Below are 25,736 nucleotides of genomic sequence, written 5' to 3' on the forward strand. Positions count from 1 at the left end.
GCCGAGGAGCTGGGCGCGCAGGTAGGCCCGCCAGTGCGCGGTGAACTTCCCGTGCGAGGTGCCCAGCACGTCCCGCAATGCCCGCTCGACCGCGCCCTCCCGCCGCGGGTGCTCCCCCACCGCGCGGTAGAACTCGACGAGTTTCGCCTCGCCCCAGTACAGCGCGATCATCCGGCAGGCGAGCCACCCGCTCTCGTACGACCTCGCCAGCTGCCCGGGTTCCTCGCCGAAGCGGAAGTCCTCGTCAGCGGGCAGCCGCTCCGGGATCCGGCCGCCGCGGACCGCCCGCAGCAGTTCCGGTGCCGCCTGAGCCGCCGTGCGGCCGCTGCCCCGGTACGCGACCCAGTCGGCGAACCCCTCCGAGAGCCAGAGCGGGGTGGCCGCCGAGGTGGCCCGGCGGGTCGCCACATGGGCGGTCTCGTGGGTGATGACGATCCGCCGCCCGAGGTCGCCGAGCATGTCGTACGCCTCGGGGTTGACGATCACCCGGTCCGCGGGCGCGGTCGCGGCGCCCCCGACCTCGCCGGTGGTCACGGCGGCTATCCCCCGGTAGCCGGCGGCGGGCGAGCCGAGCAGCCCGGCCATGCCGTCGAGCGAGCCGGGCACCACGACCACCACACGCTCCGCCCACTTCTCCGGCCAGGCCCGGGAGACCAGGGGCACGGCGCGATCCGCGACGGCGGCGACGGAGCGCAGCTCACGGCGGCTCCTGCCGACGCCCAGCACCAGGCTGGCCGCGCCGTGCACGGCGGTGATCTCACCCTGCTCCCACAGCTGCTCGGCGCTGTCCGCGCCGGGGCGGTCCGCCGAGACGTACCAGCGGCCGCCGCGCTCCGTCAGGGCCAGGTCACGGGCGGCGGTGACGGGTGCGCCGTCGTACCCGTCGACGCGGTAGCGCAGTTCGACCGTGGCGGTCGCCATGCCGTCGCCCGGGGCCCGCAGCCCGGTCAGCCGGTAGTCCCAGGTGTCGAGCGGCAACTGCCGCAGGTTGCCGAACTCGGTGCGTTCCTCGGCGAGGACCCGGCGGGCGGCCCGGGGGTCGACGGTGGCGAGGTAGCGGTCCTCGTCGCGGTCGAGGACGGCGTCGGCCCTGCGGTCGAGGAGCCGCCGCACCTCCCGGACGCCGTCGCTCGCGCCGATCCGTGTCCCACAGCCCGGCACGGTGAGAACCAGCGCCGCGGCGCACACTCCCGCCGCCCATCGCCGCGCGCCCCAGCCGCGCCCTTGACCCGCCACCCTGCCGATCGTACGGGCTGCGCCGGCCTCCGCTGAGCCCCGTACCGCATCCGTCCGGCACGGCGGAGCGGTGACCGCCGGAACCGGCGGTCACCGCTCCCGCGTGCGCGCCCCTCCCCCGCGCGGCCGGGCCCGTCCCCGGCACGCTCAGATCCTGGTGACGGTCAGGCCCGGCATCATGTTCACCGGGTCGTAGCGCACCCGCGCCCCCGGATGCGGGGCGTGCACCACCTGCCCGTTGCCCGCGTACATGGCGACATGGCTGGCATCGCTGCGGTACGTCACGAGATCACCCGGTCGTGCCTCGGAGAGCGGCACCTGCCGGCCCGCGTACCGCTGCGCCTGCGAGGTGCGGGGCAGCGCGACCCCGGCCTGCCCGTAGGCCCACTGCATCAGCCCCGAGCAGTCGAACGCGCCCGGGCCGCTGGCGCCCCAGACGTACGGGCGGCCGACGGCCCCGCGGGCCGCCGCCAGGGCCGCCGCGGCCCGTGGCGAGGCGGCGCCGGGTCCGCCCGCCATGACACCGCCCGGCAGAACCGAGCCGTCCCTGCCGTACCGGCCGGCCCTGGCATACGCCTCACGCTCGTCGGGCCGCAGCGAGTTCAGCAGCCGCCGCGCCTCGGCGAGTCTGCGCTCGACGGAACGCTTGTGCCGGGCGACGACGGCCCGGCCGCGCTCCAGTTCGGCGAGCTTGCGCAGCGCTCTCGCCCGGTCCTGCTCCAGCACCCGCTGCGCCTGCCTGAGGGCGCGCAGCTGCCCGGCCTGGCGGTCCGTGACGCGGTCGACGACCATGGCCCGCTCGAGGAACTCGTCCGGGTCCGCGGCGAGCAGCAGCCTCAGCGAGGGGTCCAGGCCGCCGGAGCGGTACTGCGCCCCGGCCAGCGAACCGAGGCCGTCCCGCATGCGGTTGACCCGGTCCTGGTCGCGGGCCGCGCGGTCCTTGGCCAGCTCGACCTGCCTGCGCAGCCGGTCGGTGCGTTCGTCGGCGGCGTTGAAGCGCTCGGTGGCCCGCTCGGCCTCCTCGTAGAGCCTGCCGACCTGGGCCCGTACGGATTCCCGGGGACCGGGCGGGCTGCCCGGTTCCGCGGTTGCCGGTACCGCCGCGACAACCGCTGCCGCGGTGACCGCGGCGGCGGACAGCACGGTGACCCGCGCCGACTGGGTGAGACCGAACCGCGCGGGCCGACGATGGGACGCCACTGGTAACCGCACTCCCTTCCGCTGATCCGCTGCTGTGCGCGGCAGACAGTAGCGGCGCCGCGAGGACACGGGCCAACGGCGCGAAGGGACGCGAAAACTGACGCCCCGCCATCGACACGCAGGTCAGGGGCGGGGCGCTCGGTCCTGGAGGACGGCGGCAAGTTCGCCCGATCGGGCGCCGGCCGTCACACCGGTACGCAGATCAGATTCGTACGCCGAACTGGAAGGGCATGTTGTTGATCGACTCGTAGCGCACGACGGTTCCGGTGCGCGGGGCGTGCAGCACCTGGCCGTTGCCCGCGTAGAAGCCGACGTGGTGCAGGTCGCCGTAGAAGATGACCAGGTCGCCGACCTTGAGGTCGCTCTGCGAGTAGATCCGGGTACCGGCGTTGGCCTGGGCCTGGGACGTACGCGGTATGGAGACCCCGGCCTGGGCGAAGGCCCAGGAGGTCAGGCCCGAGCAGTCGAAGGTGTTGGGGCCGGAGGCGCCGTACACGTACGGCGAGCCGATCTTGCTCTGCGCGGCGGAGAACGCGGCTGCCGCACGCCCGGAGGCCGTGCCCGTGTTGCCCAGTTCGACGCGCTCGGTGGCGCGGGTGGCGCGCTCCTGCTCGGCGGCGGCGAGCTCCGCCTTCTCCTTGGCGGTCAGGGTGTTGAGGAGCTTCTGCGCCTCGGCGAGCTTGCCCTGGACTTCCTTCTTCTTCTTGCCGAGTTCCGTACGGGTGTCGGCGAGGTCGTCCAGCTTCTGCGTGGCCTCCTGCCGCTGCTGCGTCAGGGTGCGCTGCTTGGCCTGGATCTCACGGAGCGCGTCGGCCTGCTTGGTGCTCAACTGGTCGAGCGTCGAGGCCTTGTCGAGGTAGTCGTCGGGGTCGGCGGAGAGGAAGAGCTGCACGGAGGGGTCGATGCTGCCGCTGCGGTACTGGGCGCTCGCGACCGAACCGAGGGTGTCGCGCAGGGCGTTGAGCTCCTCCTGCTCGCGGGCGACCTTGTCCTGGAGGTCGTCGACCTGCTTCTCGAGCTTTTCCTGCTTCTCCTTGGCCCCGTTGTACTTCTCGGTGGCCTTCTCCGCCTCTTCGTAAAGCTTGTCGACCTTGGCCTTGACCTCGTTCTTCGACAGCTTCGGCTCGGCCTGGGCGGCCTGGGAGGTCAGTGCCACGGCCGCGGCGGCGGTCGCGGTGAGCACGGTCACACGGGCCCGGCTCGGCTGCTTGGGTCGACGGTGGGACGCCACGAAGGCGAGCTCCTTCATCTTTCGGCCGCCTACCGATGACTTGGTGGGCGGGGACCCCCGCTGTCACCCCCGGTGGGTGATCGACCGCGCGGTGGTTCGAGACCCAGACCCTAGTGACCTCACTGTGATCACTTCAAATCCTGATCGGAAAAATCTCACCGGCAGCCCCTAATCTTTACCTACATCACACAAGCAGTAAGGGCTGATTGACACTGCGTTCGCCGACGAAACCGCCAATTCGGGCGCACCTTACGGTAATTAGCGAAACGGACTAAGCGCGCGAAAGCCGCTTGAGGAGCAGAGTGGACGCGACCGGCCGGGCCCCGGCCTTCGCCACCCCGTCGGCCACCTCACGGTCCGAGGAGACCACCACCAGCGGGCGGCCGGGCGGCTCGGCGCGCACCAGCTGCCGGATCAGCTCGTCCGCCGTCACCCCCGGCTTGCTGAACAGCACCCGCACCCCGCGGGGCGGTGCGAGCAGCACCGGCGCCGCCAGCTCCGCCCCGTCGAAGACGCAGGTCACCTCGGCACCGCTCTGCGCGGCGAGCGCCGAGAGGCCGCCCAGCAACCGCAGCCGCTGCTTCTCCAGCGGCATCGTCGGATAGCCGGTCTTGGTGACGTTGTAGCCGTCCACGACCAGATGGGCCTGCGGCAGCGCCAGCAACTGGTCGAGCAGTTTGGGATCGGTCTCCGACAAGGCCCGGGCCGCGATGTCCTTCGGGCTCATCCGTCCCGGCTCCACCGCATCCACCGTGTCCGCGGGGCGGACGGAGACCGGCGGCAGGGCCAGTTCGCGGCGCAGTCCCTGCGCGGACTCCAGCACCGTGTCGAGCAGCAGCCGCAGCCGCATGTCCTCGACGCTGCGGCCCTCGCGGGCCGCCCGGCGCCCGGCCTCGACGGCCGCCTCCGCCTCGCCGAGCCGGGTCCTCAGCCGCCGGGTCTCGCTCTCCGCCGCGGCGATCTGGGCGGCGGACTCCGCCCGCGCCGCCTCCGCCTCCGCGGCGGCCTTGCGCAGTGCGGCCTCGCCGCGCTTCACATCGCTCAGCGCCCCGCGCAGTTTGCGCTGAAGCGATTCGGCTTCCTTGCGCGCCGCGTCCAGCTCGGTGCGGATCCGCTCCTGCTCGGCCCTGGCGGTCGCCTTGGTCCTGGCCAGTTCCGCGCGCAGCCGTTCCAGCTCCCGCAGGGTCGCCTCGTCCGCGCGTTCGGCGTCGGCGCGCTGCGCCTCCTCGCCGGCGGCGGTCACCAGCTTGGACCAGCCCGCCGGGCGCAGCACGAAGGCTGCCGCGGCCACGTCCAGCGGATCGGCCGCGGCGGGCGGGGAGCCCGCGTCCAGGGCGGCGGCCAGCTCCGGCTGGGCGTCCCTGAACCGTTCCCCGACGCGCTGGCGGAACAGCGGGTCGCTCTCGAGGGCCGAGGCCATGGCGTTGCCCGCGAACTTGGCCCGCCGGGTCGGGGTGAAGCGGGCGTACTGCCTCAGCTGGGCGGGAAGTTCCGTGACCGTGAGCCCGCCGAAGGCGTCCGAGACCAGCGCGACGACCCGCCGCCGCACGCCTTCCGGCAGCGGTCGGTCGAGGCTCTCCGCGGCACCGCCGCCGGCCGCACCGGCCGGTTCAGCGCCGCTTGCTGGCTCCACGATCCGTCACCCCACACGTTTCTTCCGCTCGCCCGCCAGCCGGGCGACGGACCGCCCCTCGGCCCGCCCGCTCCGGCCGGCCCGCTCATGAGTCGGCCGCTGTCGGCCTCTCCACCAGTTCGATCTGGTCCACCGCGTTGCACCACCGGCAGCGGACCGACTCGATGGTCTCACTGACCACCTCGCGCTCCTCCACCTTGGCTTCCCCTGCGAGATCGAGGTGCACGTACTCCACGACCTTCGAGGAACGGGTGACGTCGAACCGGGTGAGGTTGCCGCACAGCGTGCAGCGCCACCGGGTCGAGGCCGTCGGCAGAGGAACCGTCATCGAGCTGTCACTCCTCGGACTGCTGGTACTCCAGACACGTATCTACTGCACGCAACCCTACGGCCTGGCGGCCACCTCGCGCGGCGCGGCGAGGCGCTCTGTTCCGCTTGGGCCCGTTACGTCATGATCTGCCCATGCTCAATAGCTGGGACGCCGCCCGGAGCGCGGCCAGACGGACCGGCAGGATGCCCCGGCCCGGAGACCCGGTGGTCACCCACGGGCTGATCGGTCTGTGCGCCCTGGTGTTCGTCCTCGGCCCCGTCTCCGGGCTGAACACCGCGTACGGCACGGGCGAGCGGCTGTCGGCCGCCCAGGCCGAGTACTTCGAGCGCTGGGGGGTGATCCCGGCCGAGCTGCTGTCCGCCTCGCCGCGGGCCGCACCCACCCCGTTCACCGCGCTCTTCGTGCACGGCAGCTGGCTGCATCTGCTGGGCAACATGCTCTTCCTCTACGTCTTCGGGACGATGGCCGAGGAGCGGATGGGCCGCGTCCGCTACCTGGTCTTCTACCTGTGCTGCGGCGCCCTTGCCCTCCTCGGTTACGCCATCGCCAACGCGGAGTCCTCACAGACCCTGGTGGGCGCGTCCGGGGCGATCTCCGCCGTGCTCGGTGCCTTTCTCCGTCTCTTTCCCCGGGCTAGGGTCACCAGCCTGTTCCCGTTCCTCTTCTTCCTGCCGCTGCGCTTCCCCGCCTGGGTCGTGCTGCTGTTCTGGTTCGCCGTGCAGTGGCTGGCCGCCCGGTCCGCGCCCAGCGGCCCCGGGGTGGCGTATCTCGCCCACGTCATCGGCTTCACGCTGGGCTTCGTCCTCGCCTGGGGGTGCTTCCGGCGTCCGGCTAGAGTGAGCAGCGCCCCAGCGACGGCCACCGAGGGAGACAGCAAGCCGTGATCACCGCGATCGTGCTCATCAAGACCAGCGTGGACCGGATCCCCGAGATCGCGGAGGAGATCGCGGCGCTGGACAGCGTCAGCGAGGTCTACTCCGTCACCGGCACCTACGACCTGGTGGCGATGGTGCGGGTGAGGCGGCACGACGACCTCGCGGACGTCATCCCGGGCCGGATCAGCAAGATCCCGGGCGTGGAGGCAACGGACACGCACGTGGCGTTCCGCACGTACTCTCAGCACGACCTGGAGGCGGCCTTCGCCATCGGCCTGGACGCCTGAGCGCCGGGCGGCTCCGGGCGGTCGTGCCGGCTCCTGCAGGCCCGTGAGATCCACGGCCGACCCGGCCGGACGGGCACCGTCCCCGCCCCTCGGCCGGTGACCCCGACCGCCCCGCCGCTCCGTCGCCGACCCTCACCCGGCTCCGGTCGGCGCCCGGCCGCGGGGCGACGGCCGGCGCACGCCCGGCCGCGGTGCGGCGGACGGGGCACCGCGGGCCGGCCCGCGGCCGGCGGACAAGAGATCCCCGCACTGGTCCGCATCCTTGCTCCCCCACCGGACCGAGCGCCGGGAGGCGGGGGAGCGGTCGGCCGCCTCCCGGGCCGGTCCACCGGTGCGTGGCTGCCGTGCGGGCCGGCACGGCCGCCCACCGGGGCATCACGGCCAGGGCCCATGCGCACACGGCGGTATCACCGGCAGCCGCCGGTCTCCGGGGGTTCCAGGACCACCGGGGCCACCCGGCGTCCCCAGGGCGGACGTCCCGCCCGCACCGCCACCGGCGCCGCCGGGCGCGGGCCCCGGAGGCCGGGCGTGGTCCCGCACCGTCCCGGCGGTCCGCGACCACGAGCCGCGCGGCCCGGCCGGCGCAGGTCCGACGGGGCACGGGTGGTCACGGGCCCCGGCGGCACGGCGCCCGCCGACGAGGCGCGGCTCCTCGCCGCAGAACTGCGGATCCGTCCCGGCACGGCGCCCGCCCGGCGTCCCGGAGGGCGCGGTGGCAACGGACCCGGGGCAGCCCGGGGCGACCGCCCGTCGGTCAGGCCGCGGGCACCTCGGGAACGCAGCGGCCGTCCTCCGCGCGGTACGTCCACTTGGCCCCGTCCCGTACGAGTTCCGCGACCGCGGCGACGAACCGTTCCACGTGCTCGTCGGGCGTTCCCGCTCCGAAGCTGGCCCGGATCGCGCTGCGCCGGCCGCCCCGGCCCGGCTCTGTGCCGGGCGCCCCGCACTCCTCCCGCGTCCCGCGCCCGCCGCCCAGCAGGGTGCGCAGCAACGGGTGGGCGCAGAAGAGGCCGTCCCGGACACCGATGCCGTACTCCGCGGAGAGCGCGGCGGCGAAGTGGGAGCTGTTCCAGCCGTCGACGACGAAGGAGAGCACTCCGACCCTCGGGGCGTCCTCGCCGAAGAGGGAGAGCACCCGCACTTCGGGCACGGCGGCGAGTCCCTCCCGGACCCGCGCCAGGAGTTCCCGCTCCCGGGCCACGAGTCCCTCGAACCCGGCCTCGGTGAGGGCCCTGCACGCGGAGGCGATGGCGTACGCGCCGATCACGTTCGGAGAGCCCGCCTCGTGGCGGGCGGCCGTGGTGTGCCACTGCGCGTCGACGCCTCCGTCGGCGCGCCTGGCCACCGTGCGGGTGGCGCCGCCGCCCGCCAGATACGGCTCGGCCTCCGTCAGCCAGTCGGCGCGCCCGGCCAGGACCCCGGCCCCGAAGGGGGCGTACAGCTTGTGCCCGGAGAAAGCGACCCAGTCCACGTCCAGGTCCCGCAGCGAGACGGGGTGGTGCGGGGCGAGCTGGGCGGCGTCCAGCACGATCCTGGCGCCGTGCGCGTGGGCCGCGGCGGCCAGCTCGCGCACGGGCCACAGCTCACCGGTCACGTTGGAGGCGCCGGTGACGCACACCAGCGCCGGGCCGTGCGGCTCGCGCGCGGCGAGCGCCCGCTCCAGCGTCTCCACGGCCTGCCGCGGTGTGCGCGGCGCGTCGAGGTACGTGACCTCGGCGTCCCGCCACGGCAGCAGCGCGGCGTGGTGCTCCGTCTCGAAGACGAAGACCCGGCAGCCGGCGGGCAGCACCGTGGCCAGCAGGTTCAGTGAGTCGGTCGTGGACCGGGTGAAGACCACCTGGTCGCCGGCGCGGCAGCCGAGGAACCGGGCGACGGTCCTGCGGCTCTCCTCGAACAACTCGGTCGACAGCCGCGAGAGGTGGCCCGCGCCGCGGTGCACGCTTCCGTAGTACGGCGCGTACGCGGCCACGTCGTCCCAGACCCGCTGGAGGGCGGGAGCGCTCGCGGCGTAGTCGAGCGCGGCGTACGTCACCTCGCCTCCGGTGACGAGCGGGACGAGGACGTCGCGGCCGAGCACCGGCAGCGGGCCGGAGCAGTCGTGCTCGCCGCGGGCAGGGGCAGCGGCGGAAAGAGTGTTCGAGTACGCGGACATGGCGGTGTCTCCCGGTGGGACAGGCGGAATGCTTCGGACGACCCGCGAGGCAGGGGCCGCCGGGCGGCGGCCGTGCGGCACGCGGGGTTGCCTCGACGCACAGCGGAACGCCACCGCGCGGAGGGGGTGTCGGGGAGAGGGGCTCTGAAGCCCTATCGCATTCGCTTGCCCACGAGACTGCTCCCTTGAGGACCAGGACCCCAGGGGCTGCAAGGGGTCCGCGCTTGCCGCAGACCTCACTGCCTGCGGCCCGGTCTTCACCCGGGGCACCCCGCCACGGACGGAGGGTTGCCGGACAGCGGGCCGGGGCCGTAGTCGCTGTCACTCATGACCTGCCCCGCAGTATGCCAGCAGGGCGGCGCGCCCGCAAAACCGGTAAGGCATCCAGGTCCCCGCCCCGGCGGCCGTGACGGCGGGCCGGGGCGGAGGAAGGGACCGGGCGTCAGGCGTTGGTGGCCCGGACCCAGCGGTCCAGGGCGTCCTTGGCGGCGCCCGAGTCGATGGACTCGGCGGCCTTCTCCATGCCCGCGCGCAGCTGGTCCGCCAGCGGCGCGCCGGTCTGCTCCAGGGCGACCAGGGCCGCCGCCGAGTTGAGCAGCACCGCGTCCCGGACCGGGCCGGTCTCGCCGTTCAGCAGCCGGCGGGCCACGTCCGCGTTGTAGGAGGCGTCGGCGCCTCGCAGCGCCTCCACCGGCACCAGTTCGATGCCGGCGTCCCGCGGGTCGAAGGACTCCTCGCGCACCGAGCCGTCACGCACCACCCACACCCTGGAGGTGGCGGTGGTCGTCAGTTCGTCCAGCCCGTCGTCGCCGCGGAAGACGAGCGCCGACGAGCCGCGCTCGGCGAGCACCCCTGCCACGATCGGGGCCATCCGCGCGTCGGCGACGCCCGTCGCCTGCGCACGGACCCTGGCCGGGTTGGTGAGAGGGCCCAGGAAATTGAAGACCGTGCGGATGCCGAGCTCGCGCCGGGCCACCGCCACGTGGCGCAGGGCGGGGTGGAACTTCACCGCGAAGCAGAAGGTGATGCCGGCCTCGGCGGCGACCTCGGCGACCCGCTGCGGGGTCAGATCCAGGTTGACGCCGAGCTTCTCCAGGACGTCCGAGGCGCCGCTCGCGCTCGACGCCGCACGGTTGCCGTGCTTGACGACCTTCGCACCCGTCCCGGCGACGACGATCGCGGACATCGAGGAGATGTTGACGGTCTTGGCGCCGTCGCCGCCGGTGCCGACGATGTCCACGCTGGGACCCGGCACGTCGATGACATTGGCGTGCTCGTACATCGTCCGCACCAGGCCGGTGATCTCCTCCACCGTCTCGCCCTTGGCCCGTAGCGCCACCGCGAACCCGGCGATCTGGGCGTCGGTGGCCTCGCCGCGCAGGATGCGGTCCATCGCCCACGCGGTGTCGTCGGCGCTCGCGCCGCCCCCGCTCAGCAGTGACTCGAGGACGCTGGGCCAGGTCGGGGTACCCCCGCCAGGAGTCTGGGGGAGGGCCGTGGCCCTTTCAGATCCGGTCGGAGGCTGGGCGCTCATGGGTCGCTCCTGGTCCATAGCTCGGGTGGGTTGCCCCCACCCTATCCGTCCGCGCGCAACGCGAAGGGCCCCGTCCACGAGGTGAACGGGGCCCTTCGGTGCGTGGCGACGTGAGGGATCAGTGGTGGCCGTGGCCGCTGGTGATCTCCTCGTGCTCCTCGGCGGTCGGCTTCGCGATCTGGTTGTTCTCCGCGAAGTAGCCCCCGCTGAGCTTGGCGCGCAGCTTCTGGCCCCGCGAGAACTTCCGCTCGACACCGTTCTCGTCGACCGTCGGGCCGAGCTCGACCGGCTTGTACTGCTCGTGAGCGGTGAGCGTGTACACCTGGTCCTGCGCCAGCGGCTCGTGGACCTCGATGAACTCACCGTGCGGCAGCCGCTTGATGATGCCGGTCTCGCGGCCGTGCAGCACCTTCTCCTTGTCGCGCCGCTGCAGACCCAGGCAGATCCGCTTGGTCACGACGAAGGCGACGACCGGTCCGACGAAGAACCCGATGCGGACGAACCAGGTGACCGCGTTGATCGACAGATCGAAGTGGGTCGCGACGATGTCGTTGCCACCACCGATCAGCATGATCATGTATGCGGTGACCCAGGCGACACCCAGTCCGGTACGGGTCGGGACGTTGCGCGGGCGGTCCAGGATGTGGTGCTCGCGCTTGTCCCCGGTGATCCAGGACTCGATGAACGGGTACAGCGCGATGGCGGCGAGGAACACACCGAACAGGACCAGCGGGATCAGCACCCCCAGGACCAGGGTGTGGCCCCAGAGGTTGATCTCCCAGCCGGGCATGGCCCGGATCAGGCCTTCCGCGAAGCCCATGTACCAGTCCGGCTGGGCACCCGTGGACACCTGGTCGGGACGGTACGGCCCGAGCGCCCAGATCGGGTTGATCGTCGCGATGGCGGCCAGTGCCGCGACCAGACCGAAGACCAGGAAGAAGAAGCCTCCGGCCTTGGCCATGTAGACCGGCAGCAGCGGCATGCCGACGACGTTCTTGTTCGTCCGGCCGGGGCCCGCGAACTGGGTGTGCTTGTGGTAGAAGACCAGGATCAGGTGGGCGACCACCAGGCCGAGCATGATGCCCGGCAGCAGCAGGATGTGGATCGAGTAGAACCTGGCCACGAAGTCGCCGCCGGGGAACTCCCCGCCGAACAGGAACATCGAGATGTAGGTGCCGACGAGCGGCATCGACAGGATCGCGCCCTGCGTGAAGCGGACACCGGTGCCGGAGAGCAGGTCGTCGGGGAGCGAGTAGCCGGTGAAACCGGTGAACATGCCCAGGACGAACAGCAGGAAGCCGAACAGCCAGTTGATCTCGCGCGGCTTGCGGAACGCGCCGGTGAAGAAGACGCGCATCATGTGCACGAACATGCCGGCGAGGAAGATGATCGCCGCCCAGTGGTGGATCTGCCGGATGAGCAGACCACCGCGCACGTCGAAGCTGATGTCCAGCGTCGAGGCGTACGCCTCACTCATCAGCACGCCCTGCATGGGGACGTAGCTGCCGTGGTACTCCACCTCGTTCATCGACGGGTGGAAGAACAGCGTCAGGTACACACCCGTGAGGATGATGATGATGAAGCTGTAGAGGCAGATCTCACCCAGCATGAAGGACCAGTGGTCCGGGAAGATCTTCCGCATGTTGGCCTTGGCCAGGCTGTAGATGCCCAGCCGGCCGTCGGCCCAGTCGGCGACCCGCTCGCCCGCGGGTGCCTGCTTGCGGTTGCTGTCTGCAGCAGCAGTGTTCGTACTCATCCGCGCTCCCAGAAGGCAGGACCGACGGGCTCTTCGAAGTCGCCGAGCGCTTCGAGGTAGCCCTCATTGTTCACGCCGATCCGCAGCTGCGGCAGCGCGTGCCCGGCCGGGCCGAAGATCACTCGCGCACCGTCGGACAGGTCGAACGTCGACTGGTGGCACGGGCAGAGCACGTGGTGCGTCTGCTGCTCGTACAGCGAGATCGGGCAGCCGACGTGGGTGCAGATCTTCGAGTACGCGACGATGCCCTCGTGCGACCACTCCAGCTCGCGCTTGTCCTTGATGTCCTGCGGGGCGATCCGGACGATCATCAGGGCGGCCTTGGCGATCTGCGTCTGGAAGTCGTGGTCGTGCTCCTCCAGGCCCTCGGGCATGGCGAACGTCAGCGAACCGACCGGGACGTCCTCGGGACGCAGCGGCTCGTTGGTGTTCATGTTGACGAGCAGCTTGCCCTTGGCCCACAGGGTCTTGCGCAGCTTGTCCTCGGGCAGCGGGCCGAGGTCGCGCAGCAGCACCACACCGGAGAGCGGCACCAGGGCCAGCGCGCCGAACATGGTGTTGCGGATCAGCTTGCGGCGGCCGAGCGCGGACTCCTTGGCGCCCTGCCGGAAGTCGGCCATGACCTTGGCCTTGACCTCGGGCGTCGCCTCGATCGCGTGCCGGTCGTCGGCGATCTCCACGTCGGACATCAGCGTGCGGGCCCAGTGGACCGCGCCTGCGCCGATGGCGAAGAGGGCCACACCCAGGGTCATGCCGAGCGAGAAGTTGAGCGCGCTCAGCCGGCCCAGCGGCCAGATGTAGACGATCTTGTCGACCGGGAAGATGACGAAGGAGGCGATGAAGCCGATCGTGGCGAGCATCGACACGGTGAAGAACAGGGCGACGGTGCGCTCGGAGCGCTTGGCCGCCCGCTCGTCGATGTCCTGGATGCGCGGCCGGTGCGGCGGCAGACCGGGATCGGCGAACGGGTCGCTCTTGGTCTGCAGCGCGCCGTGTGCGTCGCCGTGCTGCGCGCTCGGCAGGTTCTCTTCGGGCACGTTGTTGGATGGTCCAGTCTGACTCATGACTTCTTGGCCTTTGCGGTGTGGGCCGCGACCCAGACGGCGACAGCGATCAGCGTGCCGAGGCCGAAGATCCAGCCGAACAGGCCTTCGGCGACCGGGCCCAGACCGCCCAGTGCCATACCGCCCGGCGTCTCCGTCTCCTCGCCGTTGACCGCCTTGACGTAGGCGATGATGTCCTTCTTCTCCTGCTCGGGCATCGTCGTGTCGGGGAAGACGGGCATGTTCTGCGGGCCGGTCTGCATGGCCTCGTAGATGTGCTTCTCGCTGACGTTGTCGAGGCTCGGGGCGTACTTGCCCTCGGTCAGGGCGCCGCCCTTGCCGGTGAAGTTGTGACACTGCGCGCAGTTGTTGCGGAAGAGCACACCGCCGTTGGCGATGTCGGCCCCCTCCGGGCTGTACTGCTCCTCGGTCGGCGTGATCGGGCCGGCGCCGAGAGAGGCGACGTAGGCGGCGAGCTGGTCGATCTCGGCCTGCGTGTAGATGTTCTTCTTCTTCGGCACCTGCGCGCCGGGCTGCTGCGCCGGCATGCGGCCGGTGGCCACCTGGAAGTCCACCGCGGCGGAACCGACGCCGACCAGGCTCGGGCCGTCGCTGGTGCCCTGACCGCCGGTCCCGTGGCAGCTGGCGCAGCCCACGGTGTAGAGCTTCTTGCCCTCGTCGATGGCGAGGGACTGGGCGGTTTCCTCAGCCTGCGCCTTGTCCGCGGGCGCGAACACGGCGTACAGCCCCCCGGTGGCCGCCAGCGCGAGGAGTAGAACGACGACTGCGGCCAGTGGATGGCGCCGTCGTGCGGAGAGCTTTTTCACGGATTACCCCGGTGTCAGGATTTTCTGCGTCGATGCTTCTGGATGATTGGGCCCGCCCGGCCTGCTCAGGCCGGTGCCCACTTACTTGATCATGTAGATCGTGGCGAAGAGGCCGATCCAGACCACATCGACGAAGTGCCAGTAGTAGGACACGACGATGGCCGCAGTGGCCTGTTCGTGAGTGAACCTCCGGGCCGCATAGGTCCGTCCCAGGACCAGCAGGAAGGCGATGAGACCGCCCGTCACATGCAGTCCGTGGAAACCGGTGGTCAGGTAGAACACGGAGCCGTACGGGTCGGACGAGAGCGAGAGGCCCTCGTGCTTGACCAGTTCGGTGTACTCGAAGACCTGACCGCCGATGAAGATCGCGCCCATGATGAAGGTCACCACGAACCACATGCGCAGCTTCTTCACGTCGCCGCGCTCGGCGGCGAAGACGCCGAGCTGGCAGGTGAGGGAGGAGAGCACCAGGATCGTGGTGTTCGTCGCCGAGAACGGGAAGTTCAGCGCGTCGGCCTTTTCCGACCAGAACTCGGCGCCCGTAACCGATCGCAGGGTGAAGTACATCGCGAAGAGGGCCGCGAAGAACATCAGCTCGGAACTCAACCAGATGATGGTTCCGACGCTGGTGAGGTTCGGCCTGTTGACCGACGGGTGCGCGTGCCCGGTTTCTACTGTCGTTGCTGTCGCCACGACCGACATTATGTCGGTCGCTTATCTCGCGCTCACTCCGGGGGGTGCCGTTCGGAGTGTTCCGGTCCGGTGTCCAGCCCGAACGGCCCAGTGGAGCACCGTTCACACAGGTGTTGGCGGGGTAGGTGAGGGAGTAGCATCCGCGCATCGGTCCACGGCAAGACGACCCCGAAGACAGCGCAGTCACGGAGGAACCATGCAGCAGCCGACGGCCACGGTGCTGGTCTACAGCGACGACGCGGGCACCCGCGAGCAGGTGCGGCTGGCGGCGGGCCGCAGGCCCGCCGCCGACGTGCCGCCCGTCGAGTTCGTCGAGTGTGCGACGCTGCCCGCGGTTCTCAAGGAACTGGAGCGGGGCGGCATCGACGTGTGCGTGCTGGACGGCGAGGCCACGCCCGCGGGCGGCATGGGCATCTGCCGGCAGATCAAGGACGAGATCTTCCGCTGCCCGCCGGTCCTCCTCCTGATGGGCCGCCCCCAGGACGCCTGGCTGGCCACCTGGAGCCGCGCGGACGCCGCGGTCACCCTCCCGGTCGACCCGGTGGACTTCCCCGGGAAGCTGGCCTCCCTGCTGCGCAGCAGGCTCTCCGTCGAAGCCTGAGCCGTTCACACCTCGGGGCGCAGCCGGGCGGCGTTCGCGGTGGCGGCGGGATCGTCCGGGGTGCCCACTGCCAGGGCGCTGCCCTCGCGCCAGGCGCCCCAGGACAGGTTCCAGTCGCCGAAGCCGTTGCCGAAGGGGGCCATGTCCTCACCGAGGCTGTTGACGACCCTGACGATGTCGCCCTCGCGGAAGGTCTCGAAGAACCACGCCGCGTTCGAGGTGCTCATGCCCACGCAGCCGTGGCTGACGTTGGCGACCCCCTGCGAGCCGACGGACCAGGGCGCGGCGTGCACGTATTCGCCGCTCCAGGTCACCCGCGTGGCGTAGTAGACGGGCAGGTCGTAGGACTCGCTGCTGCCGTCCGGTATCCCGATGCTGGTGCCGCGCATCCGTACGAAGTACTCCTTGCCGAGCACCACTTTGATCCCGTTACGGGTCGAGAAGCCGGGTTTCCCGGTGGTCACCGGGATGGTGTTGATCACTTCTCCGTTGCGCCGGACGGTCATGGTGTGCGCCGCGGCGTCGGTTATCGCTTCCAGCCGGTCGCCGGTGGTGATCCTCAGGGACTCGGCCTCGCCGCCGTACAGCCTGTCCTTGACCTTCAGGCCCTTGAGGGCGCTGCGCACTTCTATGGTGGCGTGGGCGGGCCAGTACTCCCTCGGCCGGTAGTGCAGGGTCTTGTCGTCGGCCCAGTGCCAGGAACCCTCCACGGAGGGCTCGGAGCTGACCTTCAGAGCGCCTTCCACGACGGCGCGGGCCGTCTTCTCGCGGTCCCCCAGCGGCTTGCTCAGCGTGGCGGTGACGGGCTGTCCCACGCCGTACCTGCCGGCGCGGGGGCCGAAGGTGACGTCCAGGGTGCGTTTCGCGGCGGCGGTGCGGAATTCCGCCGTCCGGCGGCCGGGAGAGCCGTCCTTGTCCTCGGTGCTGACACGGACCGTGTAGCGGGCTCCGGCGGCCGGCGGTGTGGTGCTGTGCCATCGGGAGCCGTCGGCGCTGAGTTCACCCGCCAGGAGCCGTCCTGACTCGTCCGTGACGGTCACGTCGGTTATCCGGCCGCCGCCGTCCTTGGCGGTCACTTCTATGGGCTCGTCCGGGTCGGCCTCTTTGCCGCCGAGGGCTCCGCCCAGGGATATCTGCTCCGTGGCGTCGTACGGCGCCGCGGACAGCGGATGGTCGTCCTCGCCGCACGCGGTGGCCGTGAGTCCGAGGGACACGGCCAGCAGCGTGCAGCCGAATATCGTCCGGGGGCAGCTCCCGGTGCGAGCTGCCGGCCCTGTCCGGGGGGTGTCCTGAGGGCCCCCGGCCGTGCCGGCCCGCTCGGCGCTCCAGCGTGATTTGGTCATGATCACACGGTATGAACCGGCGTCAAGCACGGCGCGCCGAACACCTCCGAACGAGGGAGCCCGGACACCCATTCGGTGTCCGGGCGCCCTCATGCTGTGACCAGTGGCGCGGTGGCTACTGGTTCTGGTTCTCGCCGCGGTAGTACTCGAAGACCCACCCGAAGAGACCGACCATGATGATCGGCAGCGAGAAGAAGAGCAGCCACCAGCCGAAGACGACGCCCAGGAAGGCGAGCGAGCCGCCGACGGCCAGCGAGAGCGGCTGCCAGCTGTGCGGGCTGAAGAAGCCCAGCTCGCCGGCGTCGTCCGCGACATCGGCCTCCTTGTTGTCCTGGGCACCCGTGTCGACACGCCGGGCCGTGAAGGCCAGGTAGTAGCCGACCATGATGCACAGGCCGAAGGCCAGGAAGAGCGCCGTCGTACCGGCCGGCTCCTTCGACCACACGCCATAGACGATCGCCATGGCGAGGACGAAGACGCTCAGCCAGATGAACATCTTGCCCTGGATCTTCACTTGCCGGCCTCCTTGCCGCCAACGAGGGCCTGCTCACCGAGGTCGGCGTGCTCGAGCTGCTCGAGAGCCGCGATCTCGGGGTGGTGCAGGTCGAACGCCGGGGATTCGCTGCGGATCCGCGGCAGGGTGAGGAAGTTGTGCCGCGGCGGCGGGCAGGACGTCGCCCACTCGAGCGAACGGCCGTAACCCCACGGGTCGTCGACCTCGACCTTCTTGCCGTACTTCGCCGTCTTCCAGATGTTGTAGAAGAACGGGAGGATCGACAGGCCCAGGACGAACGAGGCGATCGTCGAGAGCGTGTTCAGGGCGGTGAAGCCGTCGGCCGCCAGGTAGTCGGCGTACCGGCGGGGCATGCCCTCGACACCCAGCCAGTGCTGGACGAGGAAGGTGCCGTGGAAGCCGGCGAAGAGCGTCCAGAAGGTGATCTTGCCCAGACGCTCGTCGAGCATCTTGCCGGTGAACTTCGGCCACCAGAAGTGGAAGCCGGCGAACATCGCGAACACCACCGTGCCGAACACCACGTAGTGGAAGTGGGCCACCACGAAGTACGAGTCCGAGATGTGGAAGTCCAGCGGCGGCACCGCCAGGATCACACCCGTCAGACCACCGAAGGTGAATGTGATCAGGAACCCGAGCGCCCACAGCATCGGCGTCTCGAAGGACAGACTGCCCTTCCACATCGTGCCGATCCAGTTGAAGAACTTCACACCCGTCGGCACCGCGATCAGCAGCGTCATGAACGAGAAGAACGGCAGCAGCACACCACCGGTCACGTACATGTGGTGCGCCCACACGGTCACGGACAGACCGGCGATCGAGATGGTCGCCGCGATCAGACCGATGTAACCGAACATCGGCTTGCGCGAGAACACCGGGACGATCTCGCTGATGATGCCGAAGAACGGCAGCGCGATGATGTACACCTCGGGGTGCCCGAAGAACCAGAACAGGTGCTGCCACAGCAGCGCCCCGCCGTTGGACGCGTCGAAGATGTGCGAACCGAACTTGCGGTCCGCCTCCAGCGCGAACAGCGCGGCCGCCAGCACCGGGAACACCATGATCGCCAGCACGGCGGTCAGCAGCACGTTCCAGGTGAAGATCGGCATCCGGAACATCGTCATGCCCGGGGCGCGCATGCAGATGATGGTGGTGATGAAGTTGACCGAGCCGAGGATCGTGCCGAAGCCCGACATCGTCAGACCCATGATCCACATGTCGCCGCCGACACCCGGCGAGTGCACCGCGTCGGACAGCGGCGCGTACGCGAACCAGCCGAAGTCGGCCGCGCCCTGCGGGGTCAGGAAACCGCCCACCGCGATCAGCGAGCCGAACAGGTAGAGCCAGTAGGCGAACATGTTCAGCCGCGGGAACGCCACGTCGGGCGCACCGATCTGCAGCGGCATGATCCAGTTCGCGAAACCGGCGAACAGCGGCGTCGCGAACATCAGCAGCATGACCGTGCCGTGCATCGTGAACGCCTGGTTGAACTGCTCGTTCGAGCTGATCTGCAGACCCGGACGGGCGAGCTCGGCGCGCATGAAGAGCGCCATCACACCGCCGATGCAGAAGAACACGAACGACGTGACCAGATAGAGCGTGCCGATCGTCTTGTGGTCCGTGGTGGTCAGCCACTTGACGACGACGTTGCCCGGCTCCTTGCGCCGCACCGGCAGTTCGTCCTCGTAGACCGAGGGGTCTTCTGCCGCGGCACCCTTGATTTCGTTGGGGATGCTCACAGTTTGTTCGTCTCCGCGTTCCGAGCCGGGTCGGTCTGCTCAATGCCCGCCGGGATGAAGCCGGTCTGCCCCTTCTCGGCCAGCTCCTTCAGGTGCTGCTGGTAGCGCTCCGGGGAGACCACCTTGACGTTGAAGAGCATCCGGGAGTGGTCGACGCCACAGAGCTCGGCGCACTTGCCCAGGAAGGTGCCCTCCTTGTCGGGAGTCACCTCGAAGGCGTTGGTGTGGCCGGGGATGGCGTCCATCTTGAAGAGGAACGGCACCACCCAGAAGGAGTGGATGACGTCCCGTGAGGTCAGTACGAACTGGACCTTCTCGCCCTTGGGCAGCCACAGGGTCGGGCCGGGGTTGCCCGTCTGCGGGTTGCGGTCGCCGGGGATGCCCGCGTCGTAGACGCCCTCGGCACCCTCGGGGAAGCGCTTGGCCATCCTGTCGGGGACCGCCGAGAGTTCCTCGGCGTCCTCGGCATTGCCCGTGGATGCGTTGCCGTCCACGTCCTCGACGTAGTTGAAGCCCCAGCTCCACTGGTAGCCGACCACGTTGACGACGTGGGCCGGCTTGTCGGAGACCTCGATGAGCTTGGACTCGTCGCGGGCGGTGAAGTAGAAGAGGACCGAAACGATGATGAGCGGGACCACGGTGTACAGGGCCTCGATGGGGAGGTTGTACCGGGTCTGCGGGGGAACCTCGACCTTGGTGCGCGACCGCCGGTGGAAGATGACGCTCCACAGGATCAGGCCCCAGACCAGGCAGCCGACGACCAGTGCGGCCGCCCAGGAGCCCTGCCACAGGGAAAGGATCCGCGGGGCCTCTTCCGTTACCGGGGTAGGCATTCCCAGGCGGGGGAAGTCCTCCCATGTGTATTCGCAACCGGTGGCGGTCGCCAGGACCAGGCCCGCAGTCAGCGCCTGCAGCAGCTTCCGCCGCATCGGGCGCCGCGGCGAGCGGTCGGAGCCGTTGGGACTCACGTAGCGCCTTCCCGAGAGTCTCGCCCGCAGGTCGGCTGCGGCCGTCTCGCTGGTCGGTCGCCGGCCCTGACGCGGGCAGGGGTTTGGATGTTTATGCGGACCAAACCCTACTGGACGCCTTTTGGGGCCGCGCGGGGAGGGTACCCAACGCGCCGGGGCTCACCCCGAAGGGGTGGAATCCGGTCCCAATCCCCCTACCGGGGGCTGCTGTAGAGCCGTCCGGCAGAGCCCGACCTCCCGTTCGGAGCAGTCCGGGACCCCCCGGACGCCAGGATTCCGCGCGCGCGGAGCCGAACATTCCGACACCCCGGAAGGGATGCCTCCGCCCTACCCGCCAGAGCCGCTCCGGCCACCGGCGCGGCTCCGCCGCCTCCCCGGGCGGCACACACACGACCGCCCGCCCTCGGGTGCGGTCCACGAGCGGGGTCCACGAGCCGGGGCCGGGGGTCCGGGCGCCGTTCCACCGCCTGCGGGCGGCGGGACGGTACGGGCGGCGCGCGCCCGTCGTGGCCGGGAGCGGCGTTAGCGTGGCTGTGTGCCCTACTTCGACGCCGCCTCGTCCGCTCCCCTTCATCCCGTCGCCCGGCAGGCCCTGGTGGCCGCGCTCGACGAGGGCTGGGCCGATCCCGCCCGTCTCTACAAGGAGGGGCGGCGGGCCCGGATGCTGCTCGACGCCGCGCGGGAGACCGCCGCCGGGGAGGTCGGCTGCCGCCCGGACGAGCTGACCTTCACCTCTTCGGGTACGCGCGCCGTGCACACCGCGATCGCCGGGGCCCTCGCAGGCCGCCGCAGGGTCGGCCGTCATCTGGTCGTCTCCGCCGTCGAGCACTCCGCCGTCCTGCACGCGGCCCAGGCCCTGGAGGCCGAGGGGGGAACCGTCACCGAGGTGCCGGTGGACCGCTGGGGCGAGGTGTCCGTGCCGACGTACGTGGAGGCACTGCGCGAGGACACGGCGCTGGCCTGCCTGCAGTCCGCCAACCACGAGGTGGGCACGGAACAGCCGGTGTCCCAGGTGGCGGAGGCGTGCCTGGCGGCCGGGGTGCCGCTGCTCGTGGACGCGGCGCAGTCGCTCGCGTGGGGAGCTGTGGACGGCGACTGGTCGCTGCTGACGGCCAGCGCCCACAAGTGGGGCGGTCCGGCCGGGGTGGGACTGCTGGCCGTCCGCAAGGGCACCCGCTTCGCGCCCCGGGGCCCGTCCGACGAGCGGGAGTCGGGCCGCGCGCCGGGCTTCGAGAACCTGCCCGCGATCGTGGCGGCGGCCGCGTCGCTGCGGGCCGTGCGCCAGGAGGCGGCCGCCGAGGCCGCGCGGCTGCGGAAACTGGTCGAGCTGATCCGGTCCCGGGTCCCGCGGGACGTCCCGGACGCGGAGGTGGTCGGCGACCCGGTGCGGCGCCTGCCCCACCTCGTCACCTTCTCCTGTCTCTATGTCGACGGGGAGACGCTGCTCCATGAGCTGGACCGGGCCGGGTTCTCCGTGTCCTCCGGCTCCTCCTGCACCAGCAGCACGCTGACGCCGAGTCATGTGCTGCGCGCGATGGGCGTGTTGTCGGAGGGCAATGTGCGGGTCTCGCTGCCCACCGGCACCACCGCCGAGGAGGTGGAGCGCTTCCTGGAGGTGCTGCCCACAGTGGTGGCGTCCGTACGGGAGCGGCTGGGCGCGCCCGTCACCGGCCCGGTGTCCGCGGCGCCCGCCGGGGAGAGTGCCGGCGACGCGGCCGAGGATGCCGCCGGCGCCGGCGGCGAGGAGACCGGCCTGGTGGTCGACGCGCTGGGGACACGGTGTCCCGTGCCGGTCATCGAGCTGGCGAAGGTCATCGGTGATGTGCCGGTCGGCTCGACGGTCACCGTGCTGGCCGACGACGAGGCGGCCGGGCTGGACATCCCCGCGTGGTGCGGGATGCGGGGCCAGGAGTACCTGGGGGAACGGCCCGCGCGGCGCGGCGCGGCGTACGTGGTCCGCAGGGTCTGCTGACGGACGGGCCGGCGCCGCTCCCGCGCGCCCGGCGGCCGGAAACGGTCCGGGCCGGACCCGGGGTGGTCCCCCCGGCCCGGCCCGGTCAGGCCGTTCCGGTCAGGACAGGTGGGCGGCGACCTCGGCCGCCGCGTCGTGGCCGTACGCCTTGGTGAAGCGGTCCATGAAGTGCGCCCGGCGCAGCTGGTACTCCTGTGTGCCGACGGTCTCGATCACCAGCGTGGCGAGCATGCAGCCGACCTGCGCGGCCCGCTCCATGTCCACGCCCCAGGCCAGCCCGGACAGGAAGCCGGCGCGGAAGGCGTCGCCGACGCCGGTCGGGTCGGCCTTGAGCTCCTCCTCCGGGCAGGGCACCTCGACGGGGTCGCCGGTGAGGGACTCGATCCTGACGCCCCGCGCGCCGAGGGTGGTGACGCGGTGACCGACCCGGCCGAGGATCTCCTTGTCGGACCAGCCGGTCTTGGACTCGATGAGCCCCTTCTCGTACTCGTTGGAGAAGAGGTACGCGGCGCCGTCCAGCAGTATCCGGATCTCTTCACCGTTCATGCGGGAGATCTGCTGCGAGAAGTCGGCCGCGAAGGGGATGCCCCGGCTGCGGCACTCCTCCGTGTGGCGCAGCATGGCCTCGGGGTCGTCGGCGCCGATGAGGACGAGGTCGAGTCCGCCGACCCGGTCGGCGACCGCCTTCAGCTCGATGAGCCTGGCCTCGCTCATCGCGCCGGTGTAGAAGGAGCCGATCTGGTTGTGGTCGGCGTCCGTGGTGCAGATGAAGCGGGCCGTGTGCAGCACCTCGGAGATGCGGACGGAGGCGGTGTCGACGCCGTGCCGGTCGAGCCAGGCGCGGTACTCGTCGAAGTCGGAGCCGGCCGCGCCGACCAGGATCGGCGCGGTGCCGAGCTGCCCCATGCCGAAGCAGATGTTGGCACCGACGCCGCCGCGGCGTACGTCGAGGCCGTCGACCAGGAAGGAGAGGGAGACCGTGTGCAGCTGATCGGCGACCAGCTGGTCGGAGAAGCGGCCGGGGAAGGTCATCAGATGGTCGGTGGCGATGGAGCCGGTGACTGCGATACGCACGAGGGGTCTGCTCCTCGGAGGGGGCGGCGTGGGTGGACACTCCAAGCTACCGGCTGTGGCCACCTGGCTGAACTGGCAAAACTACCCGATAGTAGGGCTTTTTCGCGGAGGCGCCCCGTGCATACGGTGGCAGTGATCGTCCGTGTGCGCGTACGCGCCCCTCTGGACCGGGAGCCACCGCTATGCCGATGCCGCACCACGTCACCCTCAGCCCCGGCTTCGACCTCGGCCTCGACCTCGACCTCGACGAGATCGAGGGTGGTCTGGCCGCCCTGCGCGGGGACTGCGCCCGCATGGCGCCGCACTGGCCGACGGCCGCGGCCTCCGCGCCCGAGCCCGTGTCCCCCTCGCGGATCCACGGTGTCACCGTCCCGGCGTCCTCGGCACGGCTGCTGGACTCGATGTCCGACTACGGCGACTGAGCCGCACGGAACCGCCCGCACGTCCGCTCCGTCACATCCGTACCGAGGTATACGTCTCGGTACGGATGCGCGATGTGCAGTCGAAGGAGCGATGCGGTGACCACCGAGCAGACGTCGGACACCCCGGAGAACCCGGGCGGGACCCCGGACGGGACCCCGGACGCGGACGGTTCCCGCCGGCGGCGTTCCCGGCTGGCCGTCGCCTCGGTCGCGGCGGCGGTCCTGCTGGCCGGGGGCGGCGGCGCGTACTGGGCGTCGACCGCCTCGTCGGGACCTGACGGTTCGAGGACCGGCGCGGACGGCGGGAAGGACGGCCCGCCGCCGCTGCGGCTGGGGTCCCCCGTGCCGGGGGGCACGGGAGGCGGGCCGGACGGCACGGGCCCGGGGATCGCCCCTGGCGAGCCCGACCCGAACGGCATCGTCTACCGGGCCGAGGGCGAGTTGCCCGAGGGGCCGGACTCGGCGGCCGTCCACCGCGCCGAGGGCGAGGTGACGGCCGAGGAGGCCGCGCGTCTCGCGAAGGCCCTGGACGTGCCGGGCGAACCCCGGCTGCAGGACGCGGCCTGGCGGGTGGGGTCGGTGAAGGACGGCACGGGCGCGGTGCTGACCGTGAACAGGGCGGCACCGGGGACCTGGTCCTTCAGCCGGTACCCGGGCGGCGGCGACAACTGCGTGGAGCCGGGGCAGCCCAGGCTCCCGGCCGGCGCCGGGCAGCGCTGCCCCGCCCCGGGCGGCGGTGACACCCAGGACGGCGCCGATTCCGCGGCGGTGGGCGAGGAGGCCGCGAAGAAGGCGGCCGCGCCGGTGCTGAAGGCGGTGGGCCAGGACGAGGCCAAGCTCGACGCCTCCGGGACGGACGGCGCGGTGCGGACGGTCAACGCCGACCCGGTCGTCGGCGGACTGCCCACATACGGCTGGGCCACCGGGGTGCAGGTCGGCTCCGACGGACAGATCGTCGGGGGCAGCGGTCGGTTGAAGAAGCCGGTGAAGGACGCCGGGTATCCGGTGGTCGGCGCCGAGGAGGCGCTGAAGGCCCTGAACTCCGAGACCGCCGGGAAGTCCACCGCGTGTGCGACTCCGGTGCCGCTGGAGGGCGCGACCCCGCCCGGTACGGCGGAGAAGGCCCCGACCGGGGACCCGTGCGCACCGTCCTCCGGCTCGCCCCGGACGGTGACGGTGAAGAAGGCGGTCTTCGGGCTGGCCGCGTACTTCGTGGACGGCGAGCAGGCCCTCGTGCCGTCCTGGCTGTTCGAGGTGGAGCCGCGGGAGGGGCGGGACGGCACTTACACGGTCACCCACCCGGCGGTGGAGCCGGAGTACCTGGAGCCGGCGGCTCCCGAGTCGCCGGGCGCGGGGACGGTGGACCCGGGCGACGGGACGGCCGCGGAGACGACCACGCTTCCGGCCGACTCGTACGCGGTGGAGGGCAGGACGCTGAAGGTGACCTTCACGGGCGGCGTCTGCCACACCTTCTCGGTGAAGGCGGAGAAGCAGGAGGCCGGCTCGGTGACGGTACGGGTGACCTCGACGCCGAAGGACCCCGGCAAGGTCTGCATCACGCTGGCGAAGGAGTTCACCCGGTCGGTGCCGCTGGACGAGCCGCTGGGCGGCCGGAAGGTACTCGACGCGGCCACCGGGGAGCCGGTCCCGAAGAAGAAGTGACGGCGAAGTGACGGTCCACCGGTGCCACGGTGGTCCACGACGCGCCGATGGCGGCCGCCCCGGTCCGGGGCGGCCGCCATCGGCTTACGCGCGTGCCTGCCGCGGTTCCCCGCGGGAACCGGCTAGCTGAAGGAGTCGCCGCAGGCGCAGGAACCCGTGGCGTTCGGGTTGTCGATCGTGAAGCCCTGCTTCTCGATGGTGTCGACGAAGTCGATGGTGGCGCCGCCCAGGTAGGGGGCGCTCATGCGGTCGGTGACGACCTTCACACCGCCGAAGTCCTTCTCGACGTCACCGTCGAGTGAGCGCTCGTCGAAGAACAGCTGGTACCGCAGGCCGGAGCAGCCACCGGGCTGAACGGCGACCCGCAGGGCCAGATCGTCGCGGCCTTCCTGGTCGAGCAGGGCCTTGACCTTGGCCGCGGCGGCGTCGGTCAGGAGAATGCCGTCGCTGACGGTGGTGGTCTCGTCCGATACGGACATCTGCTTCTCTCCCGGGTTGTACGGACTGCTTGCCGACGGTCCAACCGCCGGGGCCACGGAATCATTCCTGACTTCATGCTCGCACACCCGCCGGGAGAGGGGCACGGTCCTGTGGACGGCGGGGCGGGGAGGACCCGGGGGCGTCGCGGGGCGCCGGGGCACCGGGT

23 protein-coding genes and 1 riboswitch are annotated in these 25,736 nt (G+C 71.3%); of the genes, 6 read left to right on the forward strand and 17 right to left on the reverse strand.

All coding sequences use genetic code 11. The features are described from left to right. The 5 genes from GUY61_RS12120 to GUY61_RS12140 all read right to left on the reverse strand — a co-directional run. Positions 1-1,236: hypothetical protein (locus GUY61_RS12120; protein ID WP_313896631.1), on the reverse strand; the 1,236-nt coding region annotated here is incomplete at its 3' end. Positions 1,237-1,383: 147 nt separating this feature from the next. Further along, entirely contained in the window at positions 1,384-2,436 is a 1,053-nt protein-coding gene (locus GUY61_RS12125) for an NlpC/P60 family protein (RefSeq protein ID WP_166630123.1), read from the reverse strand. Between the two features lie 202 nt (positions 2,437-2,638). Next, positions 2,639-3,667, reverse strand: coding sequence for an NlpC/P60 family protein (locus tag GUY61_RS12130; RefSeq protein ID WP_166630142.1), 1,029 nt, complete (start codon positions 3,665-3,667; stop codon positions 2,639-2,641). Between the two features lie 271 nt (positions 3,668-3,938). Then, positions 3,939-5,303 carry an NYN domain-containing protein gene (locus GUY61_RS12135; protein ID WP_166630143.1) on the reverse strand — a complete coding sequence of 455 codons (1,365 nt, stop codon included), beginning with the start codon at positions 5,301-5,303 and terminating at the stop codon, positions 3,939-3,941. 82 nt (positions 5,304-5,385) lie between these two features. Further along, positions 5,386-5,628 carry a hypothetical protein gene (locus GUY61_RS12140; protein WP_166630124.1) on the reverse strand — a complete coding sequence of 81 codons (243 nt, stop codon included), beginning with the start codon at positions 5,626-5,628 and terminating at the stop codon, positions 5,386-5,388. A 134-nt stretch (positions 5,629-5,762) separates the two neighbouring features. Between GUY61_RS12140 and GUY61_RS12145 the strand changes: the two genes are divergently transcribed. Then, complete coding sequence (locus GUY61_RS12145) at positions 5,763-6,515, forward strand: rhomboid family intramembrane serine protease (protein ID WP_166630125.1); 753 nt, start codon at positions 5,763-5,765, stop codon at positions 6,513-6,515. Continuing rightward, positions 6,512-6,793, forward strand: coding sequence for an Lrp/AsnC family transcriptional regulator (locus GUY61_RS12150; protein ID WP_166630126.1), 282 nt, complete (start codon positions 6,512-6,514; stop codon positions 6,791-6,793). The genes GUY61_RS12145 and GUY61_RS12150 overlap by 4 nt, the downstream gene beginning before the upstream one ends. Positions 6,794-7,547: 754 nt before the next feature. Here GUY61_RS12150 and GUY61_RS12155 read toward each other — a convergent pair. The 6 genes from GUY61_RS12155 to GUY61_RS12180 form a co-directional block, all read right to left on the reverse strand. Next, positions 7,548-8,945, reverse strand: coding sequence for an aminotransferase class V-fold PLP-dependent enzyme (locus GUY61_RS12155; protein WP_166630127.1), 1,398 nt, complete (start codon positions 8,943-8,945; stop codon positions 7,548-7,550). Positions 8,946-9,160: 215 nt separating this feature from the next. Continuing rightward, a riboswitch (SAM riboswitch) is annotated at positions 9,161-9,278 on the reverse strand. A 109-nt stretch (positions 9,279-9,387) separates the two neighbouring features. Further along, positions 9,388-10,479, reverse strand: coding sequence for an anthranilate phosphoribosyltransferase (gene trpD, locus GUY61_RS12160; protein ID WP_166630128.1), 1,092 nt, complete (start codon positions 10,477-10,479; stop codon positions 9,388-9,390). Positions 10,480-10,597: 118 nt separating this feature from the next. Next, a complete protein-coding gene (locus GUY61_RS12165; RefSeq protein ID WP_166630129.1) occupies positions 10,598-12,235 on the reverse strand; it encodes a cytochrome bc complex cytochrome b subunit in 1,638 nt (545 codons plus the stop codon). Beyond that, positions 12,232-13,299 (reverse strand): ubiquinol-cytochrome c reductase iron-sulfur subunit, encoded by a 1,068-nt coding sequence (locus GUY61_RS12170; protein ID WP_166630130.1) that lies wholly within the window; start codon positions 13,297-13,299, stop codon positions 12,232-12,234. The genes GUY61_RS12165 and GUY61_RS12170 overlap by 4 nt, the downstream gene beginning before the upstream one ends. Then, positions 13,296-14,105, reverse strand: coding sequence for a c-type cytochrome (locus tag GUY61_RS12175; RefSeq protein ID WP_166630131.1), 810 nt, complete (start codon positions 14,103-14,105; stop codon positions 13,296-13,298). The genes GUY61_RS12170 and GUY61_RS12175 overlap by 4 nt, the downstream gene beginning before the upstream one ends. Before the next feature lie 81 nt (positions 14,106-14,186). Beyond that, positions 14,187-14,807 (reverse strand): heme-copper oxidase subunit III, encoded by a 621-nt coding sequence (locus tag GUY61_RS12180; RefSeq protein ID WP_166630132.1) that lies wholly within the window; start codon positions 14,805-14,807, stop codon positions 14,187-14,189. Positions 14,808-14,994: 187 nt separating this feature from the next. Here GUY61_RS12180 and GUY61_RS12185 point away from each other — a divergent pair, with 187 nt between their 5' ends. Then, positions 14,995-15,399, forward strand: coding sequence for a hypothetical protein (locus GUY61_RS12185; RefSeq protein ID WP_166630133.1), 405 nt, complete (start codon positions 14,995-14,997; stop codon positions 15,397-15,399). A 5-nt stretch (positions 15,400-15,404) separates the two neighbouring features. Here the strand turns inward: GUY61_RS12185 and GUY61_RS12190 are convergent, their stop codons facing one another. The 4 genes from GUY61_RS12190 to coxB form a co-directional block, all read right to left on the reverse strand. After that, complete coding sequence (locus GUY61_RS12190; RefSeq protein ID WP_166630134.1) at positions 15,405-16,742, reverse strand: Ig-like domain-containing protein; 1,338 nt, start codon at positions 16,740-16,742, stop codon at positions 15,405-15,407. Between the two features lie 115 nt (positions 16,743-16,857). After that, positions 16,858-17,256 (reverse strand): cytochrome c oxidase subunit 4, encoded by a 399-nt coding sequence (locus GUY61_RS12195; RefSeq protein ID WP_166630135.1) that lies wholly within the window; start codon positions 17,254-17,256, stop codon positions 16,858-16,860. Continuing rightward, a complete protein-coding gene (ctaD, locus tag GUY61_RS12200; RefSeq protein ID WP_166630136.1) occupies positions 17,253-18,992 on the reverse strand; it encodes a cytochrome c oxidase subunit I in 1,740 nt (579 codons plus the stop codon). The genes GUY61_RS12195 and ctaD overlap by 4 nt, the downstream gene beginning before the upstream one ends. Next, the gene (gene coxB, locus GUY61_RS12205; RefSeq protein WP_166630137.1) at positions 18,989-19,960 is read right to left on the reverse strand and encodes a cytochrome c oxidase subunit II; all 972 of its coding nucleotides are present in this window, start codon (positions 19,958-19,960) and stop codon (positions 18,989-18,991) included. The genes ctaD and coxB overlap by 4 nt, the downstream gene beginning before the upstream one ends. Before the next feature lie 535 nt (positions 19,961-20,495). On the opposite strand from coxB, the gene GUY61_RS12210 reads away from it, so the two are divergent. After that, the gene (locus GUY61_RS12210) at positions 20,496-21,932 is read left to right on the forward strand and encodes a cysteine desulfurase/sulfurtransferase TusA family protein (protein ID WP_166630138.1); all 1,437 of its coding nucleotides are present in this window, start codon (positions 20,496-20,498) and stop codon (positions 21,930-21,932) included. 99 nt (positions 21,933-22,031) lie between these two features. Here GUY61_RS12210 and GUY61_RS12215 read toward each other — a convergent pair whose 3' ends face one another. Continuing rightward, complete coding sequence (locus tag GUY61_RS12215; RefSeq protein WP_166630139.1) at positions 22,032-23,006, reverse strand: carbohydrate kinase family protein; 975 nt, start codon at positions 23,004-23,006, stop codon at positions 22,032-22,034. 188 nt (positions 23,007-23,194) lie between these two features. Here GUY61_RS12215 and GUY61_RS12220 point away from each other — a divergent pair, with 188 nt between their 5' ends. Further along, positions 23,195-23,428, forward strand: a complete 234-nt coding sequence (locus GUY61_RS12220) for a hypothetical protein (protein WP_166630144.1) — start codon at positions 23,195-23,197, stop codon at positions 23,426-23,428. 96 nt (positions 23,429-23,524) lie between these two features. Beyond that, on the forward strand, positions 23,525-25,090 hold the full coding sequence (locus GUY61_RS12225; protein ID WP_313896632.1) for a hypothetical protein: 1,566 nt from the start codon (positions 23,525-23,527) through the stop codon (positions 25,088-25,090). A gap of 122 nt (positions 25,091-25,212) precedes the next feature. Here the strand turns inward: GUY61_RS12225 and GUY61_RS12230 are convergent, their stop codons facing one another. Continuing rightward, positions 25,213-25,569, reverse strand: a complete 357-nt coding sequence (locus GUY61_RS12230; RefSeq protein ID WP_166630140.1) for an iron-sulfur cluster assembly accessory protein — start codon at positions 25,567-25,569, stop codon at positions 25,213-25,215. Positions 25,570-25,736: the final 167 nt, after the last annotated feature.

The organism is Streptomyces sp. GC420 (genome assembly GCF_009916105.1).
In the GTDB taxonomy this organism is placed as follows: Bacteria; Actinomycetota; Actinomycetes; order Streptomycetales; family Streptomycetaceae; genus Streptomyces.

Excerpts from the sequence above, each read along its gene's own strand:
- GUY61_RS12140 (WP_166630124.1), bottom strand. The coding sequence starts at position 5,628 with ATGACGGTTCCTCTGCCGACGGCCTCGACCCGGTGGCGCTGCACGCTG.
- GUY61_RS12145 (WP_166630125.1), top strand. The coding sequence starts at position 5,763 with ATGCTCAATAGCTGGGACGCCGCCCGGAGCGCGGCCAGACGGACCGGC.
- GUY61_RS12155 (WP_166630127.1), bottom strand. The coding sequence starts at position 8,945 with ATGTCCGCGTACTCGAACACTCTTTCCGCCGCTGCCCCTGCCCGCGGC.
- trpD (WP_166630128.1), bottom strand. The coding sequence starts at position 10,479 with ATGAGCGCCCAGCCTCCGACCGGATCTGAAAGGGCCACGGCCCTCCCC.
- GUY61_RS12165 (WP_166630129.1), bottom strand. The coding sequence starts at position 12,235 with ATGAGTACGAACACTGCTGCTGCAGACAGCAACCGCAAGCAGGCACCC.
- GUY61_RS12170 (WP_166630130.1), bottom strand. The coding sequence starts at position 13,299 with ATGAGTCAGACTGGACCATCCAACAACGTGCCCGAAGAGAACCTGCCG.
- GUY61_RS12180 (WP_166630132.1), bottom strand. The coding sequence starts at position 14,807 with ATGTCGGTCGTGGCGACAGCAACGACAGTAGAAACCGGGCACGCGCAC.
- GUY61_RS12185 (WP_166630133.1), top strand. The coding sequence starts at position 14,995 with ATGCAGCAGCCGACGGCCACGGTGCTGGTCTACAGCGACGACGCGGGC.
- GUY61_RS12190 (WP_166630134.1), bottom strand. The coding sequence starts at position 16,742 with ATGACCAAATCACGCTGGAGCGCCGAGCGGGCCGGCACGGCCGGGGGC.
- GUY61_RS12220 (WP_166630144.1), top strand. The coding sequence starts at position 23,195 with ATGCCGCACCACGTCACCCTCAGCCCCGGCTTCGACCTCGGCCTCGAC.
- GUY61_RS12230 (WP_166630140.1), bottom strand. The coding sequence starts at position 25,569 with ATGTCCGTATCGGACGAGACCACCACCGTCAGCGACGGCATTCTCCTG.